This window comes from Alteromonas sp. H02, from assembly GCF_059682525.1.
Window position 1 is genome coordinate 4,145,208 of sequence record NZ_CM185021.1, and the last position, 20,233, is coordinate 4,165,440.

At 48.5% G+C, this 20,233-nt stretch carries 17 protein-coding genes; 14 read left to right on the plus strand and 3 right to left on the minus strand.

Annotated features, from left to right (window positions below; translation table 11 throughout):
• The first annotated feature begins 71 nt into the window (after positions 1-71).
• From AC566Q_RS19255 to AC566Q_RS19300, 10 genes are all read left to right on the plus strand, one after another.
• Positions 72-704: a hypothetical protein gene (locus AC566Q_RS19255; RefSeq protein ID WP_499609550.1), complete on the plus strand. Its 633-nt coding sequence runs from the start codon at positions 72-74 to the stop codon at positions 702-704.
• Positions 704-2,257, plus strand: a complete 1,554-nt coding sequence (locus AC566Q_RS19260) for a peroxidase family protein (RefSeq protein ID WP_499609555.1) — start codon at positions 704-706, stop codon at positions 2,255-2,257. The genes AC566Q_RS19255 and AC566Q_RS19260 overlap by 1 nt, the downstream gene beginning before the upstream one ends.
• Complete coding sequence (locus AC566Q_RS19265) at positions 2,250-2,747, plus strand: hypothetical protein (protein WP_499609558.1); 498 nt, start codon at positions 2,250-2,252, stop codon at positions 2,745-2,747. The genes AC566Q_RS19260 and AC566Q_RS19265 overlap by 8 nt, the downstream gene beginning before the upstream one ends.
• A 12-nt stretch (positions 2,748-2,759) precedes the next feature.
• The gene (locus AC566Q_RS19270; protein WP_499609562.1) at positions 2,760-5,912 is read left to right on the plus strand and encodes a CHAT domain-containing protein; all 3,153 of its coding nucleotides are present in this window, start codon (positions 2,760-2,762) and stop codon (positions 5,910-5,912) included.
• 56 nt (positions 5,913-5,968) lie between these two features.
• Positions 5,969-7,378 carry a hypothetical protein gene (locus AC566Q_RS19275; RefSeq protein ID WP_499609567.1) on the plus strand — a complete coding sequence of 470 codons (1,410 nt, stop codon included), beginning with the start codon at positions 5,969-5,971 and terminating at the stop codon, positions 7,376-7,378.
• 45 nt (positions 7,379-7,423) lie between these two features.
• Positions 7,424-8,902: a metallophosphoesterase family protein gene (locus AC566Q_RS19280; RefSeq protein WP_499609571.1), complete on the plus strand. Its 1,479-nt coding sequence runs from the start codon at positions 7,424-7,426 to the stop codon at positions 8,900-8,902.
• 206 nt (positions 8,903-9,108) lie between these two features.
• The gene (locus AC566Q_RS19285; RefSeq protein WP_499609574.1) at positions 9,109-9,546 is read left to right on the plus strand and encodes a RidA family protein; all 438 of its coding nucleotides are present in this window, start codon (positions 9,109-9,111) and stop codon (positions 9,544-9,546) included.
• Positions 9,547-9,629: 83 nt separating this feature from the next.
• The gene (locus AC566Q_RS19290) at positions 9,630-10,229 is read left to right on the plus strand and encodes a YigZ family protein (protein WP_105936719.1); all 600 of its coding nucleotides are present in this window, start codon (positions 9,630-9,632) and stop codon (positions 10,227-10,229) included.
• Positions 10,230-11,149: 920 nt separating this feature from the next.
• Positions 11,150-11,785 carry a PAQR family membrane homeostasis protein TrhA gene (trhA, locus tag AC566Q_RS19295; RefSeq protein ID WP_499609578.1) on the plus strand — a complete coding sequence of 212 codons (636 nt, stop codon included), beginning with the start codon at positions 11,150-11,152 and terminating at the stop codon, positions 11,783-11,785.
• 24 nt (positions 11,786-11,809) lie between these two features.
• Positions 11,810-12,280, plus strand: coding sequence for a protein-tyrosine phosphatase family protein (locus AC566Q_RS19300; RefSeq protein WP_499609581.1), 471 nt, complete (start codon positions 11,810-11,812; stop codon positions 12,278-12,280).
• 112 nt (positions 12,281-12,392) lie between these two features.
• On the opposite strand, the gene AC566Q_RS19305 is transcribed toward AC566Q_RS19300, so the two are convergent.
• Positions 12,393-12,779 carry a prolyl oligopeptidase family serine peptidase gene (locus AC566Q_RS19305; RefSeq protein WP_105936722.1) on the minus strand — a complete coding sequence of 129 codons (387 nt, stop codon included), beginning with the start codon at positions 12,777-12,779 and terminating at the stop codon, positions 12,393-12,395.
• Positions 12,780-12,988: 209 nt separating this feature from the next.
• Between AC566Q_RS19305 and AC566Q_RS19310 the strand changes: the two genes are divergently transcribed.
• Positions 12,989-14,428, plus strand: a complete 1,440-nt coding sequence (locus AC566Q_RS19310) for a hypothetical protein (RefSeq protein WP_499609584.1) — start codon at positions 12,989-12,991, stop codon at positions 14,426-14,428.
• Between the two features lie 1,392 nt (positions 14,429-15,820).
• Here the strand turns inward: AC566Q_RS19310 and AC566Q_RS19315 are convergent.
• Positions 15,821-16,261, minus strand: coding sequence for a MarR family winged helix-turn-helix transcriptional regulator (locus AC566Q_RS19315; RefSeq protein WP_105933624.1), 441 nt, complete (start codon positions 16,259-16,261; stop codon positions 15,821-15,823).
• A 106-nt stretch (positions 16,262-16,367) separates the two neighbouring features.
• On the opposite strand from AC566Q_RS19315, the gene AC566Q_RS19320 reads away from it, so the two are divergent.
• The 3 genes from AC566Q_RS19320 to AC566Q_RS19330 all read left to right on the plus strand — a co-directional run bounded on the left by AC566Q_RS19320 (position 16,368) and on the right by AC566Q_RS19330 (position 19,543).
• The gene (locus tag AC566Q_RS19320) at positions 16,368-16,793 is read left to right on the plus strand and encodes an organic hydroperoxide resistance protein (protein WP_499609590.1); all 426 of its coding nucleotides are present in this window, start codon (positions 16,368-16,370) and stop codon (positions 16,791-16,793) included.
• A gap of 209 nt (positions 16,794-17,002) precedes the next feature.
• Entirely contained in the window at positions 17,003-18,100 is a 1,098-nt protein-coding gene (locus AC566Q_RS19325) for a hypothetical protein (protein WP_499609593.1), read from the plus strand.
• A 108-nt stretch (positions 18,101-18,208) separates the two neighbouring features.
• Complete coding sequence (locus tag AC566Q_RS19330) at positions 18,209-19,543, plus strand: hypothetical protein (protein WP_499609597.1); 1,335 nt, start codon at positions 18,209-18,211, stop codon at positions 19,541-19,543.
• Positions 19,544-19,648: 105 nt separating this feature from the next.
• Here AC566Q_RS19330 and AC566Q_RS19335 read toward each other — a convergent pair whose 3' ends face one another.
• Positions 19,649-20,101 (minus strand): GDP-mannose mannosyl hydrolase, encoded by a 453-nt coding sequence (locus tag AC566Q_RS19335; protein WP_499609602.1) that lies wholly within the window; start codon positions 20,099-20,101, stop codon positions 19,649-19,651.
• Positions 20,102-20,233 lie beyond the last annotated feature (132 nt).

Genomic DNA, 20,233 nt, shown 5'->3' on the forward strand with positions numbered 1-20,233 from the left:
AACGCCCATTGGCGACACTACTAATACGGAGTTATTAACGTTAACCGACAAGGTTACAGAAGTTAAGTGATATGAATACACAGTACATCCAGGCTAATCATATAATTCAGCGCTACCTGCACGGCAAGCTTACCGCGGCTGAAATGATTGAGTTTGAAGAATATTTGTTGATGCACCCCGACATGGTGGAAGAGTTTGAACTCAGTGCAATCTTCAAAAAAACACTCGGCCAGGCGGCTAAAAAATCCCGTGCAGATTCATCAGCCAGCAAACTGCTGCGGTTGTTCTGGCCGCTCGGTGGCGTGCTGATTGGCAGCGCCGCCACCTGGTTGTTGCTGGGTTATCAGCAACCCAAACATGTGGCAACGGCCATTAGCCCCGATGTGATCTACATTGGTGAGATGCGCGGCGCCAGCACCTCAGAATTACCACCTGTCGGCGCAGTAGTAGAACAAGGCAGTGAGCAGCAGATACTGGTGCTGGACGTAAGCATGGCTAACGGCCAGCAGTTTGACGTTGAATTACAAGCCCCCACCGGCCAGCCACTGCAGAGCTGGCCGGCACTTAAGAAAAACGCCCAGGGTGAACTGGTTATTCTGGCCACCCTGCAATCTGCCAATGCGCCATCAACTGTCATTGCCGTTCGCGAAAGTAACACCGCCGAACTGGTACTAAGCGCTACTATTATTACGGGTTCAAACTAGTGCACTCTGCCACCCACAGCATGTTTCCTGCCTCAGAGCAGGCGCTGCTAAGCCCGGTGGAATTAAATGCCCTGGCCACCCTGATGCTGCCAGGTTTGCCGCAAACTAACAGTTCGCACACAGCGCCCGAGCAGGCAGCACAACCTTCGCTTTCTTTTGCTCCAGCAGTGGAAGATGATTTGGAAGACGATGCCGATCCAGCCTTTCTTGACGAACCCGACTATACCCCGGACAACACCAATTCGCTGCCCATCCCGGCAGGCTACACCTATATTTGCCAGTTTATCGCCCACGACATCATTGCCGACTCGCACTTTCATATCGGTGGACGCCAAACCAGCGCACTGCTAAACCTCGACAGCATGTATGGCAATAATGGCTCGGGCGACCCTATCCGGAGTATCGAAGCCCACTATTTCGACAGCGAAAGCGGGCGTTTTTTAACCCAGACTCACGATGTTCACCGGGTATCCCCCGGTACTATTGGAAACGCACCATGGGCCACCGCATGGATGCCGGAACAGCGCAACGACGAGAACGCCATTGTGCTGCAGCTGCACAGCCTGTTTCAGAGTTTACATAACGCCTTCATTAGTGCTTTGCCAGCAACTCAAACGGATATTACCGAGCGCATCATTACCGCCAGGCGTTATACCGTGGCAGTGTTTCATCACATCGTGATCAACGACCTACTGCCAAAGTTGGTGTTAGCCGATTGCCACGAATACTTTTTTAACAAACTCGGCCCGTTTTATTACGACACCAGCAGGCCCTACGCCCAGGTGCCCGCCGAGTTTAAGCTGGCAAGCTTCAGGTTTGGTCACAGTATGCTGCGCCCGCGCTATCATCTTAAAACCGAACACTCACAGTCGTTTTCGCTGGATGAAATCATGCGCCGCCCGCCTTTTGAGCCCCTCGATGAAGCCCATGTTATTGACTGGCCGGCGCTGTTTTTCGATCCGCTGGAAAATGAGGGGCTGCAGCAAATTGCCAGCCCCATAGATCTGTTCATCACCAGTGATATGGCCACGGTGCCGCATCCTACCAACCCGAGAGCGGGGCGAAATATTGCCCAGCTAAACCTGCTGGCCGGCATTAAACTTGGCCTTAATAGCGCCGAGTCTATTCTCCGGGTAATCACTACCGAGCCCTACTTTAAGCCGTTCGCCGAACATTTTCAGCAACGCTTAAGCCACCGCAAACTAAGGGTAACCTCACCCGGGCAGGAAACCGATTTTATCTATGCACTGCTGGCCGTGTTGCAGGAGCAACAACGCACCCCGCTGTGGCTATACACATTGCAGGAAAATCTCACCGATTACCCCGACAACAATCAGTACAAACTGGGGCTGGTTGCCAGCGCCATCAACTGCGATGTACTTCGCAGTAGCATGTATGAGTGTTACCGTAGCAGCGAGCAGGACGGCATCGCCCAACTGGCCGACAATTTAACAACAACAATACAGCAGGCCTTTGCGTGCTTAGGCGAACCGCTTCACACCATGGCCGACATCACCACATTTTTAACCACAAGGAGTCAAAGTGATGAGTAACCAGGCAGCGAGTAAATGGTACGTGCCCAAAGGTTGGGTGTCAGATTATAACCGCGATGAGTGGGCCCCTGAATTTCGCCCGTATCTGCCCAAGGGGCAGCGCGATTACAACGATAACGCGTTAAAAATGCGCACCCGGGTGTTTACGCCGGTGCTAGGCTCATCTTTTCTGGTCACCATTACCATTGTGAAATCCCGTGGCACCTGGCCAACGCTTACCGCAAAGTTACTCAGTAAAGCTAAGTTCTTTCCCACAGACGATCCCAACATGCTGTGCTCCAACAATTTATCCATTGTTAAAGACGGTGGCTATCCGAAAGGCGCGCCGGCCTTTAAAGAAAAATATACCGATGTGTACTTCACCATTAAATACTCGGTAGATGCCGATGGCACACCAAAGTACACCACCGCCAGCCACTGGAACAAAGAGGTCGACGGCCACCGGGTAACGGTTGAAAAAGCCCCGGCCTACGCCTGGAAAAACCACTAGTACTGGCATGACATGGAACGTATTCGCCGCTCGTTAACATCAGGATTGCTCCTTTTATGCTTGGCAATGGCTGCCGGGCAGCGCGCTGTGGGCGAAGAGTTTCAGTTTACGGTTGCCGCCGCAGCCAACGAGGTAATCATTGTTGAATCGCCCGACACGGGATTCACTTTTACCCTCACCGATTCCACAGGCAGTCCGGCATATAGCCATTATGCCTACACCCATATTGCCGCCATCAAGCCCGAAAGCAGCGCGCGGCATACAGTAACCGTTGAGGTAACCAGTAACGGTGGGGAGTCATTAACGGCCACGGAGTTTGCCGTTTATACTCAACCGACAAATGCGCTTTGGGATTGGCTGTTTTGGTTCTCGGCTACCTACGCTGAAAATGTCACCACTGCAGAACTAACCGAACAAATCGCCCGCCAGAGCGACGCCGAAACGGCATGTTTAGCCACCGCCTTACTCGCCCGCCAGTACCTTGTTGAAGGTAATACCGAACAGGCTACATCCCTGCTCGCACCTGCCGCTGATGGCTATGCCTGCTGGCAAATAGCGGCGCTTGCCATGTCGGCTAATTTTGATATTTACCATTTTGCCGATGCCAGTAATGCCGCTATGGCACTGCTCCCCGGGCAGTTTAAAATTGCGCTGGCCCATGCTGCAACCGAGATAACCCCTGCCGACTGGCAGCCAACATCAGCGCCGTTGATACACGCACAAGTCAGTCACACTCTGCCTGCCAACAATTACCTAACAACTCAACTGGTAACCACACTGGGTTTCAGCAACCTGCTGCATGGCTCGGTGGCATCATCACAAACGTTGATGGAAGCCGGTAAATATTCGCTGGAGCAGGCGCGCTCACAAGCTATAGAACAAGGCCATACAAAACTGCTGCCTGATATTTACAACGGCCTGGCCACCTACTGGTCGCTGACTAACGATAACGTGGCCGCGGCCCGTTACCTGGATGAAGCCATCCAAAGCAAACAACAATCAGGCGATACACAAGGGCTGGCTGAAATAACCAACAACCTCGCGCTGGTTTATTTATGGTCTGGTCGCTGGGAGCTGGCCCAACAGACCTTTCGCGAGGCGGCAGAGTACCTCACTGAGGATGATGCCGATATTACCGCAGCGGTACTCACCGCAAACCTTGCCAGCAGTTACAGTTACCTGGGCGATACCGATACCGCCGAGCGCTATTATCAACGCACTCTAAGCCTTAATCAAAGCAGTGTTTACGATGACGATACCAGTCACCTGTATATTGCCCTAGCTAAAATTGCCATGGCAGGTCAGCGCTGGCCAGCCGCCCTTGAGGGCCTGGCGCGGGCGCAGCAAAAAGCCGAAACTCTGCGTTCCGACCGTCTGCCATTAATATACGCCCTGCAGGCCCAGGCTCTAGCGCATAACAAGCAGCCTGCACAAGCCAGCAGAATGAAAAATACAGCGCTCGACACGCTGGATAATGTCGTAAAAATGACCGAGCAAGTTCAGGCGCTCACAGCCATTACCGACACCCGCATTCAACTTAACGAGTATCCTGAGGCCGCCAAACAAATAGAGCAACTCTCTGCCCTTATAGACGATGATGACCCGCAGCAGGTAACCCTCGCCTCATTGCAATACCAGCTCCTCAAAGCCACCGAGCCTCAAAACGAAAGCGCGCTAACCGCCACTTTCGACAAGGCTAATCAGCTCATTCTGCAACTGGGCCGCGAACTCGACGCCTATCAAATGGGGCCCCACTGGTTTAATAAAGTCAGAGAGCTCTACGATGCTCACCTGGACACCCTGCTCAGCAATCCAACAACGGCAAATACCGAGCAGGCCCTGGCCTTACTGGAAACCTATCAGAGCCAGCTATTTTTGCGTAAACGGCAAGACCGGCAGCGCCAGCACTTACTCAAGCAACCAGAGCTTGAAAGCCTCTGGCAACAACGGCTAACTCTGGAAGGCAGGCTGGTAAACGCAACCACCGAAAGCGAGAAGCATTACCAGCAACAACAACTCGATAACGTTAAAGAGCAGTGGTTGCGGTTGGTTAACCCGAGCCTATCCATCGAAGCCCGGACTAATGAAAAGCCGCTTACCCTGGCAGCCGTGCAAACGGCGCTAAAGGCTAATCAGGTTGTGCTTCGCTACCTGCACACCGGCCAGCAATGTTATGTACTGGCAATTTCTGCATCGCGACATCAGGTAACACCTGTAAAGTGCCCACCAGCGCTGCCAGACGGATTATCCGGCGCTGAGATCATTCAGGCCTATCGCGATGCACGCGCAAGCGATTTTATTCCACAGTGGGTGACTAATAACCCCAATATTACCGACATTATGTGGCAGGCAGACGGACGCTTTTTCTCACTGCCGCTGGCCCAGCTGCGACTGCCTGATGACCAGTATGTGGGGGGCCGGTATACACTGCGCCAGACGCCCTCATTAAGTGAATACCTATCCCCCACCCTACGGCAAGCTGCGGCGCCAATGGCGATCGGTATTTTTGATTCACCCGCATTTGAAAGTAAATCGCCCACAGCTGATACTGGCTGGCGCAACAAATTGCCGGCATTACCCTGGGCGAAACGCGAAGGCGACCAGCTTGCCTCGCTCTTCTCAAACTATGCGGTTGAACGATATTCGGCAGAACAAGCCACCCAGCAGGCTTTACTCAGTACAGATTTGCGTGAAGCTCCGCTGTTACATATTGCCACCCACAGCTACTTTGATCCTGAAGACCCAGCCATTGTGGGACTGGCCGTTGCCAGAAACCCATCAACAACCACACCGGACAACGGTTTTCTATCGCAAAGCGCATTACTGGGCGAGCCATTTAACAATCAACTGGTAGTGCTCAGCGGCTGCGAAACCTCGTTGGGCAAAATGATGGCTCACGACGGTCTGCAAAGTCTGGCCTACGGCGTGTTAACGGCCGGGGCCGATTCGGTGATCAGCACCCGCTGGAAAGTCTCAGACAAACCCACCGCCACCTTTATGCAGTATTTTTATCAGGGGCTCAAGCAATCCGGCAGCAGTACACAAGCGCTGCGTCACGCACGCCAACAGATGCAACGTCACCCGCGCTTTAAACACCCCATGCACTGGGCAGGCTTTACACTCACAGTGGTTAATCAGCAGGCAGAAAACTTTCAAATAAAGTGAGAGAACCTATCCTTACGCGACATTGATTAATTATTAACCAGAAAAAAGGAATAATTATGAAATGGTCATGGTGGATAACTTTCTTCGTATTAAGCTTTATAAGTGGAACGTTACAAGCTACGGAATGCGAAGTACCCGACATAGCGGACATAGACTCCAGGCAAATCATTACCGACAAACTAGAGGCCTGCGCCACTAAGCTCAAATATGCAAAAATGTTTAATGCTCAGGATGACGCTCTGGACACGGAAAATGTGATAGCACAATTAGAGCAACTGGATGCTTTTTATGTGCAGTTGCGCCCTAACGAGGTCAACACAGAACAGTGCAAAACACCGGATATATCATCCATAAAGGCGCTCAGTGACATATCAGACCGTATAGAGCACTGCAACCAAGCGCTCTTAGAAGCTAAGAAATTTAATCGCACTGGCCAGATTGAGCAAGCCAAATTAACCTTAAATGAATTAGAAAGTTTATTACTTATTACTTCACAGTCCACCGCATTTAATCACATATCGTCCTCCCCAGGAGATGCTACTGACGGTGGTGGCGATGGCGATGGCGATGGCGATGGCGATGGCGATGGCGATGGCGATGGCGATGGCGATGGTCAGGTAGCAGCTAAAGATAGTCAAGCAGATACTGCTAAAGCAATGTTTAATGTAGCTACAGCCTTCACCAAATTAAAAGAAGCTAAACAGACTGCTGAAACAGAGCGTTTAATTCCTGTTTGGCGTGATGCAACGTTTACTTATCAATTCTATGCCGGGATTGAGTACACTAAAGTAGGGGATTTGTTCGATGACTCCCGAATTCGCCTCGGGTTTCAGTCTTATGTTCGCCTCGCCGACGATCTTGAAGCACTTCGCAAACAGATCGCACAGGGTCAGGAAGTGAATGATGGATTCGGACTTTATGCACCGCACCTGATTGGTAATGTGTTGCTTTCCGGAGCTGCTGAATCAGTTGCAGCAGGTTCTGAGTCAGAAGAGCAAACCGACAACCCACCAGAAGATGATAGCCCTGGATTTGAAGCTCTTGAGTTCGAGGCTGCTTTATATTGGCCAGTGTTTATGCACTTTAGCAAAACCGATAGTTTTAATGATTACCGCGAACTAACTGCCGGCTTTATTATTACAGCTGGGGGACGCAAGGTAGACGATCACGATTCATTTTACGACCGCTATTATGTTGGTGCGAGAGTAAGTCACAACGAAGAAACTTTCTTTGACGTTTTATATGGTAAATCTGAACCGCTAGAGGGTGACAGATTAGAGCTACGCGGACAACTTCCTGTTGCCAGTTTAGGGGATGGCAGAGTATTTCTGGGTGGATTGGCCAATATCGCATTGTCGCAGGAAAAGGATGAAAATGGTGAGAAGTTAAATGAAGGTGACTCATTCAAGGTTTATGTAACCTGGCAAACGACTTTTACCGACTTGTTCGAAAGCGTAGCGCCGTAAAATCAGAACACTAATGTAACCGAAATTACACTGGATGGAATTCTTATGAACCTTGTTGAGTACCCCACTAACACATCGAAATGGAATATAGTTGTACACCAGGTATCACAACAATCTGCGGTAGTATGGGCTGGTACCCTTTTTGAAAATTTGCGAAAACCTAAATTAAGTCGACTGGTACTTTTTAACGCAGACACCACCGTGACTTCTGTAGATATTCATTTACAGGATTGGGAAAAACCGTTTACCAGAGTAAAACAGCGGTTTATGTTCCTTCACTCTTTTTCAGAACTAACAGCCAATACGGATTACCGGGTTAAGCTCTTTGTTAAACTAGAGGGACCTGGTCATGAAAATTCGGATAACTGGATGTGTGCCAGAAATGGCTACTTCACAACCCTCCCGGAGCAGTTGCCTTCCGAGACCGAAGATCCATTTACCGTTGCTTTGGGTAGTTGCTTTTATGAACATAAGGATGGTGGCAGAGCCGCAGCCTCATACAAAAGCCTTTATGAGCGCGGTGACCCGGCATGGCAACCAAACATCAAATTTCTGACTGGCGATCAGGTCTATCTTGACATTGGCTTGGATTCCCTTTCCCCATTAACCAATGAAGTAAGACAAAGGGTAGCAGATGACTATGCCAAACATTGGCAGGCTCTCGGCAGCATGTTATCGAGAGGCGGTACATGGATGCTTCCTGATGATCATGAATATTGGAACGATTACCCATTTTACGATAGCCTCCTGCCTACACTTTTTATGCTTAAGATAAGTAAGATTCGAAACGCATGGCGCAATGCAGCAAAAGATGGCGTATCCAGGGTTCAGCAGTCTAAGCCGATAACAACATTTTCAATTGATAACGACATCAGTTTTTGCATAGCAGATACCCGGTCATATCGCAGTAAAACACAGTTTATTGATAAAAAACACTTTGACGACATTGCCGACTGGGCGGCACAGTTGAATTCTCCTGGAGTTTTGGTTCTCTCTCAGGTTTTACTGGCCCCCAACAACAAAACTGAGCGCAATTTACGCAGCTTTCACAAGCAATACAGCCAGCTTATAAAAGTATTAGCTGAATGTCGCCATGATATCGTGATCATGACAGGAGATGTTCACTTTGGTCGCATAGCCAGTGTAAGTTTAGGTAACTATGGTAAAAAGCTGATAGAGATAACATCGTCTCCCATGTCGAATCTCACAGGGCTCAATAGTGTAGCAACGGCCGTTGGAAACGATAGTCCAGAAAAATTTCCTCCGGAAGATATAGCCAACAAGCTGGATATTCCATCAAATAATGTACAACACGAGAAACACTTCAGAGTTTCTAAAACGGGCAGGGCAATTTTTTCTGGCTATTTACGCCCTAGAACAAATGAACATTTTATGACTGTGAGCTTTTATCGCACAGAACAGGGCGTAAACATGAAAGCACAAGCCTGGCGTATACGTTTTCAGAACCGTGACGAGCTCCCAAGACCTGATTTCAAAGAGCCATTCGAAGTCTGGCTTACATAGTTCATCAAGAGGCACATAATCAGAAAATATTAATTTAAATTATTACCGGTCTACATGAATAAAGTTCATATAGACCGTCGCGCTCTTCACCGTAAATTAAAGGTAATTGGCCTTATATCGAATTCCGCTGCTTGTTGTTTTATCGTCACTACGTAACTATAGATTCGCATAAAAATAATTTAACGACAGATAAACAGGAGTTTGTGGTGAACTTAACTAAGTTAACCCTGATTGCAGTACTGATAAGCTTCAGCCAGCTCGCTCTGGCAAAGCTAAAATACTTCCCCCACCCTAATGAGAACGCCCCTTATTCGCTGGCCACCCAGGTGGATAATATTGTGTACCTTTCGGGTCAGATCCCGCTCGATGAAAACGGCGAGATGCCTGGCACAATGCCAGCTCAGGCCAAACAGGTGATGCTTAATGTAAAAATGGCACTTGATTCGCTGGGACTCGGTATGGAAGACGTTTTCAAGTGCACGGTAATGATAGACGACATCAGTAAATGGCCCGACTTTAATGCCGTTTATACAACCTTCTTTACCAAAGGTGCCTTACCGGCCCGCAGCGCATTTGGCGTAGACGGCCTGCCCATGGGCGCCATGGTCGAGGTGGAATGCATGGCGCATATGCGCCGTATGTAAGCCCCGGCAAACTGCGAGCGGCGGACTCCCTATCCGCCGTGTTGTACTTCGACTTAACCGCCTTTTCAGTTACACTACCGGCGATGTCATACCAAACTCCCAGTCAGGCACTTGAAGTGCTCTACGAAATCAAAAAAAGCAAATTCCACGCGTTTGCCGCCTGTGCGCCAGACCGCGAAACCGCTATGGAATTGCTCGCTCAGAAAAAAGCCCAATATCCCGATGCCAGGCACCACTGCTGGGCTTATTTACTGGGTCGCCCGGACATGCCGGTAAGTGTTGCCTGCTCAGACGATGGAGAGCCAAGCGGCACCGCAGGCAAACCGATATTAAACGTACTCCAGCACAAAGACGTGGGCGACGTCATGCTCATTGTTACCCGTTACTTTGGCGGTATAAAACTCGGTGCCGGCGGTTTAGTGCGGGCCTACTCCAGTGCTGCGCAGCAGGTAATGGAAAACCTCGGGGTTACGCAGCATGTTACACTGGACGAAATCACCGTAAATGCCGACTTTAAGCACGAACAGTTTATTCGTCATTGGGTAACACAACAGCAGGGCGAAGTGAGCGATTGTCAGTACAGTCATCAGGTAACCATGACAGTAGCCCTGCCCGCCCCGGAAATCGACGCCTTCACCGCGATGTGCCGCAATCAGGGGATCAGCCTCATACCAAAAACCTAGAGCAGCAACACATCCCCAAAGCACGCTAACCCATCTCCCGCACAGACAACCCGGTCCACCACGCATGCTCTTAAGCGGGGAACCCCTGAAAAGATTACTTCAGCTAAGCCAGACTGCTTAGGAGATCCCGGCTCGGAGGCCGGGATGACAAGAATGAAAATCGTCATCCCCGCACGCAAACAACCCCGTCATCCCCGCACGCTCTTAAGCGGGGATCTCCTAAAAAGGCTATTTTACCTGAGCCAAACTGCTTAGGAGATCCCGGCTCGGAGGCCGGGATGACAAGAAAGAAATTGGCCGGGATGACAAGAGAGAAATTGACCGGGATGACGTTAATTTTTTAAGCCGGAATGACGGGGCATTCTTCGACGCAGCATCAATAACCAGGTCATCCCCGCACGCTCCCCCTCCGTCATCCCCGCACGCAACCCCCTCCGTCATCCCCGCACGCTCTTAAGCGGGGATCTCCTAAAAAGGCTATTTTACCTGAGCCAAACTGCTTAGGAGATCCCGGCTCGGAGGCCGGGATGACAGGAATGAAAATCGTCATCCCCGCACGCAAACAACCCCGTCATCCCCGCACGCAAACAACCCCGTCATCCCCGCACGCTCCCCACTCCGTCATCCCCGCACGCTCTTGAGCGGGGATCCCCTGAAAAGATTACTTAAGCTAAGCCAAACTGCTTGGGAGCTCCCGGCTCGGAGGCCGGGATGACAAGAAAGAAATTGACCGGGGATCTCCATACACATCCTTTCCAACAAACAGCATGTATCAGCCCAACTACACGAACCAGGAGTACCTGACTCAAGATCAATCACGGCATTGTTGCCACTTCCTCTGCGCCATAAAAGTACCTTTTTTTGAGTGTACAAGTGTTCGCCGAAATATTACACTGACAAAACAGAGCAAGAGGAAAACTATGACTTCACTACCCAAACGCGCTTATTCAGTTGCAGAAGAATGGCTCAATAGCATCAGCCACGGCCTCGCCTGTGTGGCGGCCATTATGGGATTGGTGTATATGTTACTGCGTGCCGAAACGTCGGTAAGTGTTACCGCTTCGGCAGTTTATGGCGGCACATTAATTTTTATGTTTTTGTCGTCAACGATTTACCACGCGGTAACCCATCAGAAGGCCAAAGGCCTGTTAAAACTGTTTGATCACAGCGCCATCTATTTGCTGATTGCGGGCACTTATACTCCCCTTACACTGGTAGCCATTGGCGGCACGCTTGGCGTTATTGCCACTGCGTTTATCTGGCTACTGGCAATAGCCGGCGTGGCCTTTAAGATGATAGCCAGACACCGCTTTCCCAAAGTATCGGTAGTGACATACCTGATCATGGGGTGGATAGCGCTGGGATTAATTTACCCCCTTTATCAGGCGCTGCCAGGCTCCGGATTGTGGCTGATTGTAGCCGGCGGCTTATGCTTTAGCATAGGCGTGCTGTTTTATGTCGCTAAGTCAAAAAAATACACCCACGCCATCTGGCATTTGTTTGTAATTGGCGGTTGCAGTTGCCATTACTTTTCAATTTACTATTATGTGGTGTAGAGCACTTAACCGTAGTATTTCGTTATGACATCCAGCCTTTCGTGGTTTACCGTTGGCAACGGGCGCATTACCCTGGGCGCCAGGCCCACACCTGAATACCTCACTAAGTTACGCGGGCAAGGCGTTACTCATATAGCCACCATTCAGACATCAGAAGAAAACAAACCTGAGTTAAAAAGTGATGTAGCCGAGGCAGGGCTGCACTGGTTATGGCTCCCGTTCAATATCGCCGATATTTTTGTTAACAACGATACCGAAAAAGCTTTTATGCAACAGTACTTGCAGGAAGTAGCCGAAACCCTGCGCGAAGGCGGCAAAGTTTACCTGCACTGCGATGGTAACTGCGAGCGCTGCCGCCTATTCCTCTACGCCCTGTGTATTCACCAAAGGATCCCAGCCAGCAGCGCCTATAACATTATTCACAGCTTCGGCGGCGACAAAGCCAACCAACTATCCCGCCGCGAATTACAACAAGCCGCAGCAATAGTGGCGTAGTTAAGGATTTCTATTCTGTTTACCAGGGCTTAAGTTTTGTGGGCACAGCCGGTTCACGGTGTACCGGCTGTGCGAACTACTCACAATATCCGCAAGGAAATGCGCAGTTCCATTACAGATGCTTTTTGAAAAACGCACCTACTTTTTGGGTAACGGCAGGAATGAAAAACCGATAGCCACGACCTCCCCCCTGTACATTGTAGAACACCACTTCATGGTTATTCGTTCGTAGTGCCTGATACAACAACACGCTTTGATTAAAAGGAACAACGGGATCGGAATTAGCATGCATAATCAAAAATGGCGGCAAATTACGCTCAGTGGATATGTATGTGATTGGATTGTACTCGTCAACTTTTTGTGCATTTTCTGGCAAATGGGGCTGTCCACCGATGACCATGGATTCTGGTGAATTGGGAGCTTTGTGATCAAAAATGCTGGGGAACTTCCCCATCTCCACAAAGACAGTTGGTCCGTAGAAGTCGACCACAGCTTTCACTGTCGATTTGGCTTCATCATTCGGTTAATAGGGTATTTGACATAACACCAACACTGTTTATTATTTAACCACACCGCATGATTAACTCTTACAAGTTTGTCGCCAAAACATGAGGAAATTGCCATTTAATCTCCCTCATAGGAAGGCGGCTCAACACCATTTCAGCGTTACTTATTACGACAAGTTATATCACAAGAACAAGGCAATTTATGGCGCAGGAATACCCAAGCAACTCCGCATTAGAACAACGTAAACTAGCGTTAGAAGTAGACTTGTTAGAACTACAAAAACACGAGCAATTGCGCCGATGGTTCCAAAGACCTGTAATTTTGTTTGCAATTCTTCCGAGTATAGTTGCCGCTGCAACGCTGAGCTTTCAACTTTATACGGGTTACTACGAAAATTCAGCTCGACTGGCAACATTAGAAAAGAAAGAAGCAGAACAAGCTAAAAAGCAGCTTGATATAAAACGCAATGAACTAAAAACAATTGAAAACGATGTAGCAGCCCGGCAGAAAAAAATTACAAAAGATCAGGATGCAATTAATGCAATAAGAAATGAGATGGCTGTACAAGAAGCTGACTTGCAAGCTGAACTAGAGGCTATTGAAAAAATAAAAGCTTCCTTAGCCGAAGCTGAAGACAGTATCTCCCAAAAAGAAAAAGATGTATTGGAAAAAACGAAAGCGCTAGATGAAGAACTGGCGTTAATAGATAAGCAAAAACAAGTCGCTCAAGCCGAGATCGCCTTATTAAAAAAAGAGTTAGCTACGATAACGCAGCAATTCGAAACCGCGAAAAGCAATTTGAGATACGCTAGCATCGACGCATACATTGAAGCGATAGCTGAGGGCGATTCTACGCCGCACAATGAGTCAGCAAAAGCACTTATACGCTACCTTCAAAATACTGATGCGTTTACTTTTAAAGATATAGACACGTATTTTAATAAATTTAAGTCAGAGCCGCTTCTTTACATAAACCTCCTGCATGCCTTGTACCGCGCGTTTGAAGAGCCGCACCTTGTAAACCGAATTATGGATTTTGCAGAACTCAACCTCGATAACACTTCAGTCTGGTGGTTTTTAGGAACAGCCGATTGGTTTTCAAGCGATGAAGTTTCGGCATGGAAAAGGTACCTTGAACTAGCAAGAACGCATAAGCCAAGCAATGAGAGGCTATCTGCCATGTATTTGAAATTCGGCTACCCAAGTGCTGAGCTGGACGGTAAGGTACGCACACAGCTAAAAGACGATAACCTTTATTTTTACAGTGTTAAAACGGCATATGGTTTAGCTATGGATGAGCAAGCGGAAGACCATGAAAGAGGGAACGCAGTGTTGGCATTAAAAGGCCTTGCACCGTCGCTTGCTTTAGTTGTGATGGCTAAGTTATATGAGTCGAAGACCAGTTCTGAAACATTGAAGTTTGAAGTATATCAATACCTGAGTGAGGCAGCGGAAGCGATCATGTTTGACATCGAAATTGAGGAGTTTGACCCGTTAACAAACACCTTTGGTGACGCTCCAACAAGCGAAGCTTTATCAAGAGTAATGATTACCTACTCGTTTCCATACAATGACTTGTACAACACAGGAAAATGGGATAACAACATTAGGGCTAAAATTTTAACTGAACATGGTATTTAGCTGTAAAAATTAGGCACCTAGTGTAATGAGCTGCGTTGTTCTGTACAGCATTATGATTATTACGCAGTGCAGATATCTGATATCAGATAGACCAAGGATATTCCGCTTCCCATCCCGGGCAGCCAGCATACATATGCTGTCATCCCGGCCAAAAAATGACTGTCACCCCGGCCAAATAAATACGGTCATCCCGGCCAAAAATTTCCCGTCATCCCGGCCAAAAATTTCCCGTCATCCCGGCCTTGAGCCGGGATCTCCTAAACAGTTTGGCTCACCTTCAACAGCCTTTTTAGGAGAGCCCTGCTTATTTAGGAGATCCCCGCTCAAAAGCATGCGGGGATGACGGAGGTGGTAGCATCCGCGGGATAATGGTAGCATCCGCGGGATAATGGAGGAGGTGCATGCGGGGATGACTATTTTTAATTCTGTCATCCCGGCCAAAAAATGACTGTCACCCCGGCCAAATAAATACTGTCATCCCGGCCTTGAGCCGGGATCTCCTAAACAGTTTGGCTCAGGTTAAATAGCCTTTTTAAGGAGTTCCCCGCTCAAGAGCATGCGGGGATGACAATATCATTCCCGTCATCCCGGCCCACGAGCCGGGATCTCCCTAACAGTTTAACTCAGGCAAAATAACCTTTTCAGGAGATCCCCGCTCAAAAGCATGCGGGGATGACGGAGGTGGTAGCATCCGCGGGATAATGGAGGGGGGTGCATGCGGGGATGACTATTATCATTCCCGTCATCCCGGCCTTGAGCCGGGATCTCCTAAACAGTTTGGCTCACCTTCAACAGCCTTTTTAGGAGAGCCCTGCTTATTTAGGAGATCCCCGCTCAAAAGCATGCGGGGATGACGGAGGTGGTAGCATCCGCGGGATAATGGTAGCATCCGCGGGATAATGGAGGAGGTGCATGCGGGGATGACTATTTTTAATTCTGTCATCCCGGCCAAAAAATGACTGTCACCCCGGCCAAATAAATACTGTCATCCCGGCCTTGAGCCGGGATCTCCTAAACAGTTTGGCTCAGGTTAAATAGCCTTTTTAAGGAGTTCCCCGCTCAAGAGCATGCGGGGATGACAATATCATTCCCGTCATCCCGGCCCACGAGCCGGGATCTCCCTAACAGTTTAACTCAGGCAAAATAACCTTTTCAGGAGATCCCCGCTCAAAAGCATGCGGGGATGACAATATCATTACTGTCATCCCGGCCCACGAGCCGGTATCTCCCAATCAGTTTGGCTCAGGTTAAATAGCTTTTTAAGGAGTTCCCCGCTCAAGAGCATGCGGGGATGACGAAAGTGGTAGCATCCTCGAGGATGACGAAAGTGGTAACATCCCCGGGATGATGAAGGAAGAACATGCGGGATGACTGAGAAGGGTAAACAAAATATCAGGAATGCGTTAAATCACAGTACAGCTTATCAATAAGGCCACTGAGTAACTGCAACTCATTCATGTCGAGGTTTTCAATCTGACACAATAACTCTTTAGGAATAGCCGCCGCCTCGGCTTTAGCTGCTTTACCCTTGGTGGTTAATACCACCTGTTTTACCCGCTTGTCTTGTTCTGATGGTTGAATATGCACATAACCCTTTTGCTCCAGCTTTTTCAGGATAAGCGTTAAACCACCGGGATCGATCCGGCTTTTTTCTACCAGCGCAGAAATAGTGAGCTGTTTATGCTCCCACAATGCCAACAACACAAGATACTGCGGATAAGTAATATCCATTTTTTGCAACAACGGCCGATAAGCCCGGGTGAATGCATTGGATACGGAATAAAAACGGTGGCACAACTGGTTGTCCAGCTTTAGCAGATCGTCATCTGTCATAACAAAAATACCTCTGCCATTATTTTGCATACAAAATAGTTGTCAGGCAACCACAGGTTTGCTACTTTTACTTTGCATACAAAGTAAATTTCAGGAGGACACCCCTATGCATAAATTAGATGATGTACTTTACACTGGCGTAGCAACAGCAACCGGCGGTCGTGGCGGTAAAGCGGAATCTGATGATGGCCGTTTAAAAACCGACCTGTCGGTACCAAAAGGTCTGGGCGGTGACGATGGCCCGGGCACAAACCCTGAACAGATGTTTGCTGCTGGCTATGCAGCCTGCTTTATTGGCGCGCTGGGCTTTGTGGCGGGTCAGGAAAAAGTAACATTACCGGAAGACGTTAAAGTAACCGGCGAAGTAGGCATTGGCCCCATTCCTACCGGCTTTGCGATTAAAGTAAAACTGATCGTAGATTTAGGTGACATCGATACCGATAAAGAGGCCATGGTAGCCAAGGCGCACGAAGTATGCCCATACTCCAATGCCACCCGCGGTAACGTTGAAGTTGAGTTTGAGGTGATCTAAATACCAGTCTGGTTACAGGCAGCGCTTTACTTAAGCGCTGCCTTTGTCAAACCTACCTACACAAAAAGACTTGCCAATTCTCCCCCCTTTAGCCCATCGCACTTAGCCAGCCCGTTATTTTGTACACCACTAAAATCCACGTTTTGAAATTTTAATGAGAGAAACCGCCCACTGCATCAACTTGTATAAAAAACATACAAGGAAAAGCAATGAAAACATCTCAATATTCCTCAATAATGATAATAACCACTACCCTGTTAACCGCGGTTACCATAACTAAGGCTAACGCCAGTTCCACTCTGACTGTTCGCTGCGAAGATGCCGATCAACAAACCTGTGTCGAAACAGAGATCCAAAGTTTCGAGGCCAGTTTTAACACCTGCTCTGCTGGCCGGGAGATCGATACCATTGATCTTGACCATTTTGCAGTAAAAAAACACCCAGGTTCGCCCGCCACCGCGGTAACCGAAACAGCGCGTAAAGACTGGATAAACAACCTCACCAAAAACTGCGCAAATAATTATTACAAACCCAGTGATGGCTCAAGCTGGACTAACCAGTTTATGGTGGGTTATTCACTCAACTCATCGTACAACGAAGATAACGAACACGAAGGGCTGCAGGAGCAAACCCCCTTTGCCCAATTTGGTTTTGACGGCAGATGGCGCTCTGAAAGCGGCAATACACTGCACTGGGAAATCGGCGGACTCTTTGCAAGCAGCCCTACGCTTACCGACTCAGAAGATAACAGCACACCCACAGAACCCGCCACTGATGCAGAAGGCGACCAGCCTGAAGAAATGCCCGAAGATGAAACCTCAAAACCGAGTCAACCCACCTTCAATGACGTATCCGACTCACTGGACATTTACACCAAAGTGACCACCAACTTTTGGGCTGACAAAGATGATACGCTCAAGGATTATTTTACAGTAGGGGCGCTGGCAGGCTTTAAAACCCGCGACAGCATAACCGACGAACAAGACGCTGTAGTGCATTATTATGGTTTACTGGGCGAGTACTTATATTTTGGTAATAGTACCCGTAATGCCAAAAATAGTATTCCTCGTGGAAAGGTGTGGGTAAGTTACCTCAATTTTGAAGAGTACGGAGGTCTGGAAGATCAAAAACGCTGGCTGATCCGCGGCGAATGGCAATTAAATAACGCCCCGGATGCCGATCCCGACGAAGGCCGTTTTGTGGTTGGATTTAAAGCGAATTTAGGCAAAGGCGCCGATGATGTAGGGATATTCTTTGCCTACCGCTCCGGCTTCGACAGTATTCGATCGTTTATTACCGGTAATTAATGGCACTAACACCAGATTGTATGAGGCATGCGTGAAATAACGCAGTCAGTTTTTCACCATGCCTAAATAAAAGCCCGTTCCAATGACATTAAAAATAAGAATCGACTCATGACCCAATTACTCAAGCTACTCCAACGCCACAAAAAAACGCTCAAATCCTTAAGCTTACTCATGCTAACGCTGATCACCTCAGGGTGTATAAATACCGGTGCTTTCAGAAGCGACTATAGCAGTATCTGCCCTTATCATGGCAAGAACGCCTGCGCCACGTCGGGTATGACTAAATCAGCCGCTACGAGTACCAGTGCCAATACAACCTATCAGCTGCATTTTGTTGAGTTTGACGATCAAGGAGCCGTTTACAGCGCCGCCAATAAAAAAACCGTAATGAACCAGTTACGATCGCTTACCCACTCAAACCAACCCACATTGTTAGTAACTTACATTCACGGTTGGAATCATAATGCCGATGGTGACGATGAAGACGGTGATATTATTAAACTTCGCCAGGTTCTTAGCCGTTTGGCTAAAGAAAACCCAGGCCAACAGGTGGTAGGCGTATACCTTGGCTGGCATGGCCGACGCTTTCCCTGGTACCTTAACCACCTTCTAACCTTCTGGGACAGAAAACAAACCGCTCATCAGGTAGGCCGTAATGGCATGATCACTACCTTATTGGAGCTGGAAGATATTGTTAAACATCAGTCGCCCAACAATACTATGGTAACCATTGGTCACAGTTTTGGTGGCGCGGCGTTGTTCTCCTCAATTCAGAGTATATTAGCCGAGCGATATATACAAAGCCGGCCGTTTAACACAACCAAGGCGGTTGCAGGATTTGGCGATTTGGTGGTGTTAATTAACCCGGCATTCGAAGCCATGTTATACCATTCATTGTACGATCTCTCGCAAGATGAATGCCGGGCATATCCCGCCTATCAACCGCCCAGGTTAATGCTGCTAAGCGCTGCAGAAGACTGGGCAGTAAGGTGGACCTTTCCGGTGGGCCGAATTCCCAACGTCTTGTTTGAAACCCACGAGAAAACAACCGCTAAATACTGCCGCCCTTTTAACTCCAAGGCAACCAGCAACCAGGCCAACCACCACCTGGTTAAAGAATGGCGGGCTGATATGACAGGCATAGGGCACTATGATGCCTATGTTACCCACTTTCTTAATCGTATAGATAATTGCCAATACAGTGAGCTTAAATCGCAAGCAATGCCTGTAGAAACAATGAACACCATTACTCAAAACGAGTCGACCATAGTTGGCCCTTGTTTAAAATTGACCTCTAAAAATCGCGTACAGCGTAACAACCCGTACATGAATATATTTACCGAAGACGGCATCATGGACGGTCATAACGATATCTGGCAGCCAGAACTTATGGATTTTATTTTCAAAACCATAGACTCGCGCGCCAAAGCCACCGTTAAATAATACCAGTACAGTAATAAAAACGGCCTCCTAGCGGAGGCCATACAAATAACGGTACACCTTAACGTTTATCTGAACTAGCACGAATAACATTTAACGTACGCCCGGCTACGCCACATACCACTTAGTATGCACATGCACGTCGTCGCGATTTAGCAGTTCATCACTCGCCATCCAGGCATACTGATTGTGCTGTTCTTTTGGCAATGCATCCAAACTGATATCCAGCTCAAGCTCGTAACCCAGCACTACATAATGGGTAGATACCGCTTTATCAAACGCGCTGTCATCATATAAATGCTCATAAACGCCCATAAAAGTTGCCGAAGCACGTTGCATAGCCACACCTAATTCGGCCTTGGTAAGGCGTAAGAATGCGTTATCCAGCCGTTCGTTTTTCTGCACCCGGCCACCCGGTACAAACCAATACCCCTGCGCCGGGCGATTAGTACGATAGCCCAGTAATACCTCGCCCTTAGCGTTTTTCACAATCAGATCGATAGACACCAGCGGCGTGGCACCGATAATGGTTTGAAACGTGCTCTCGCTTAAAAATGCCATAAAAAGCCCCACAGTTAACAATAGTTGCCCGGCGAGTGTAGCAGTTTATGGCCAGTAAGCAGATGAGTTTAAAGTGGTTTACCGAACATCGCATCTCATAACAATATCAGGCTCCCATAACGCCCAAGCTTT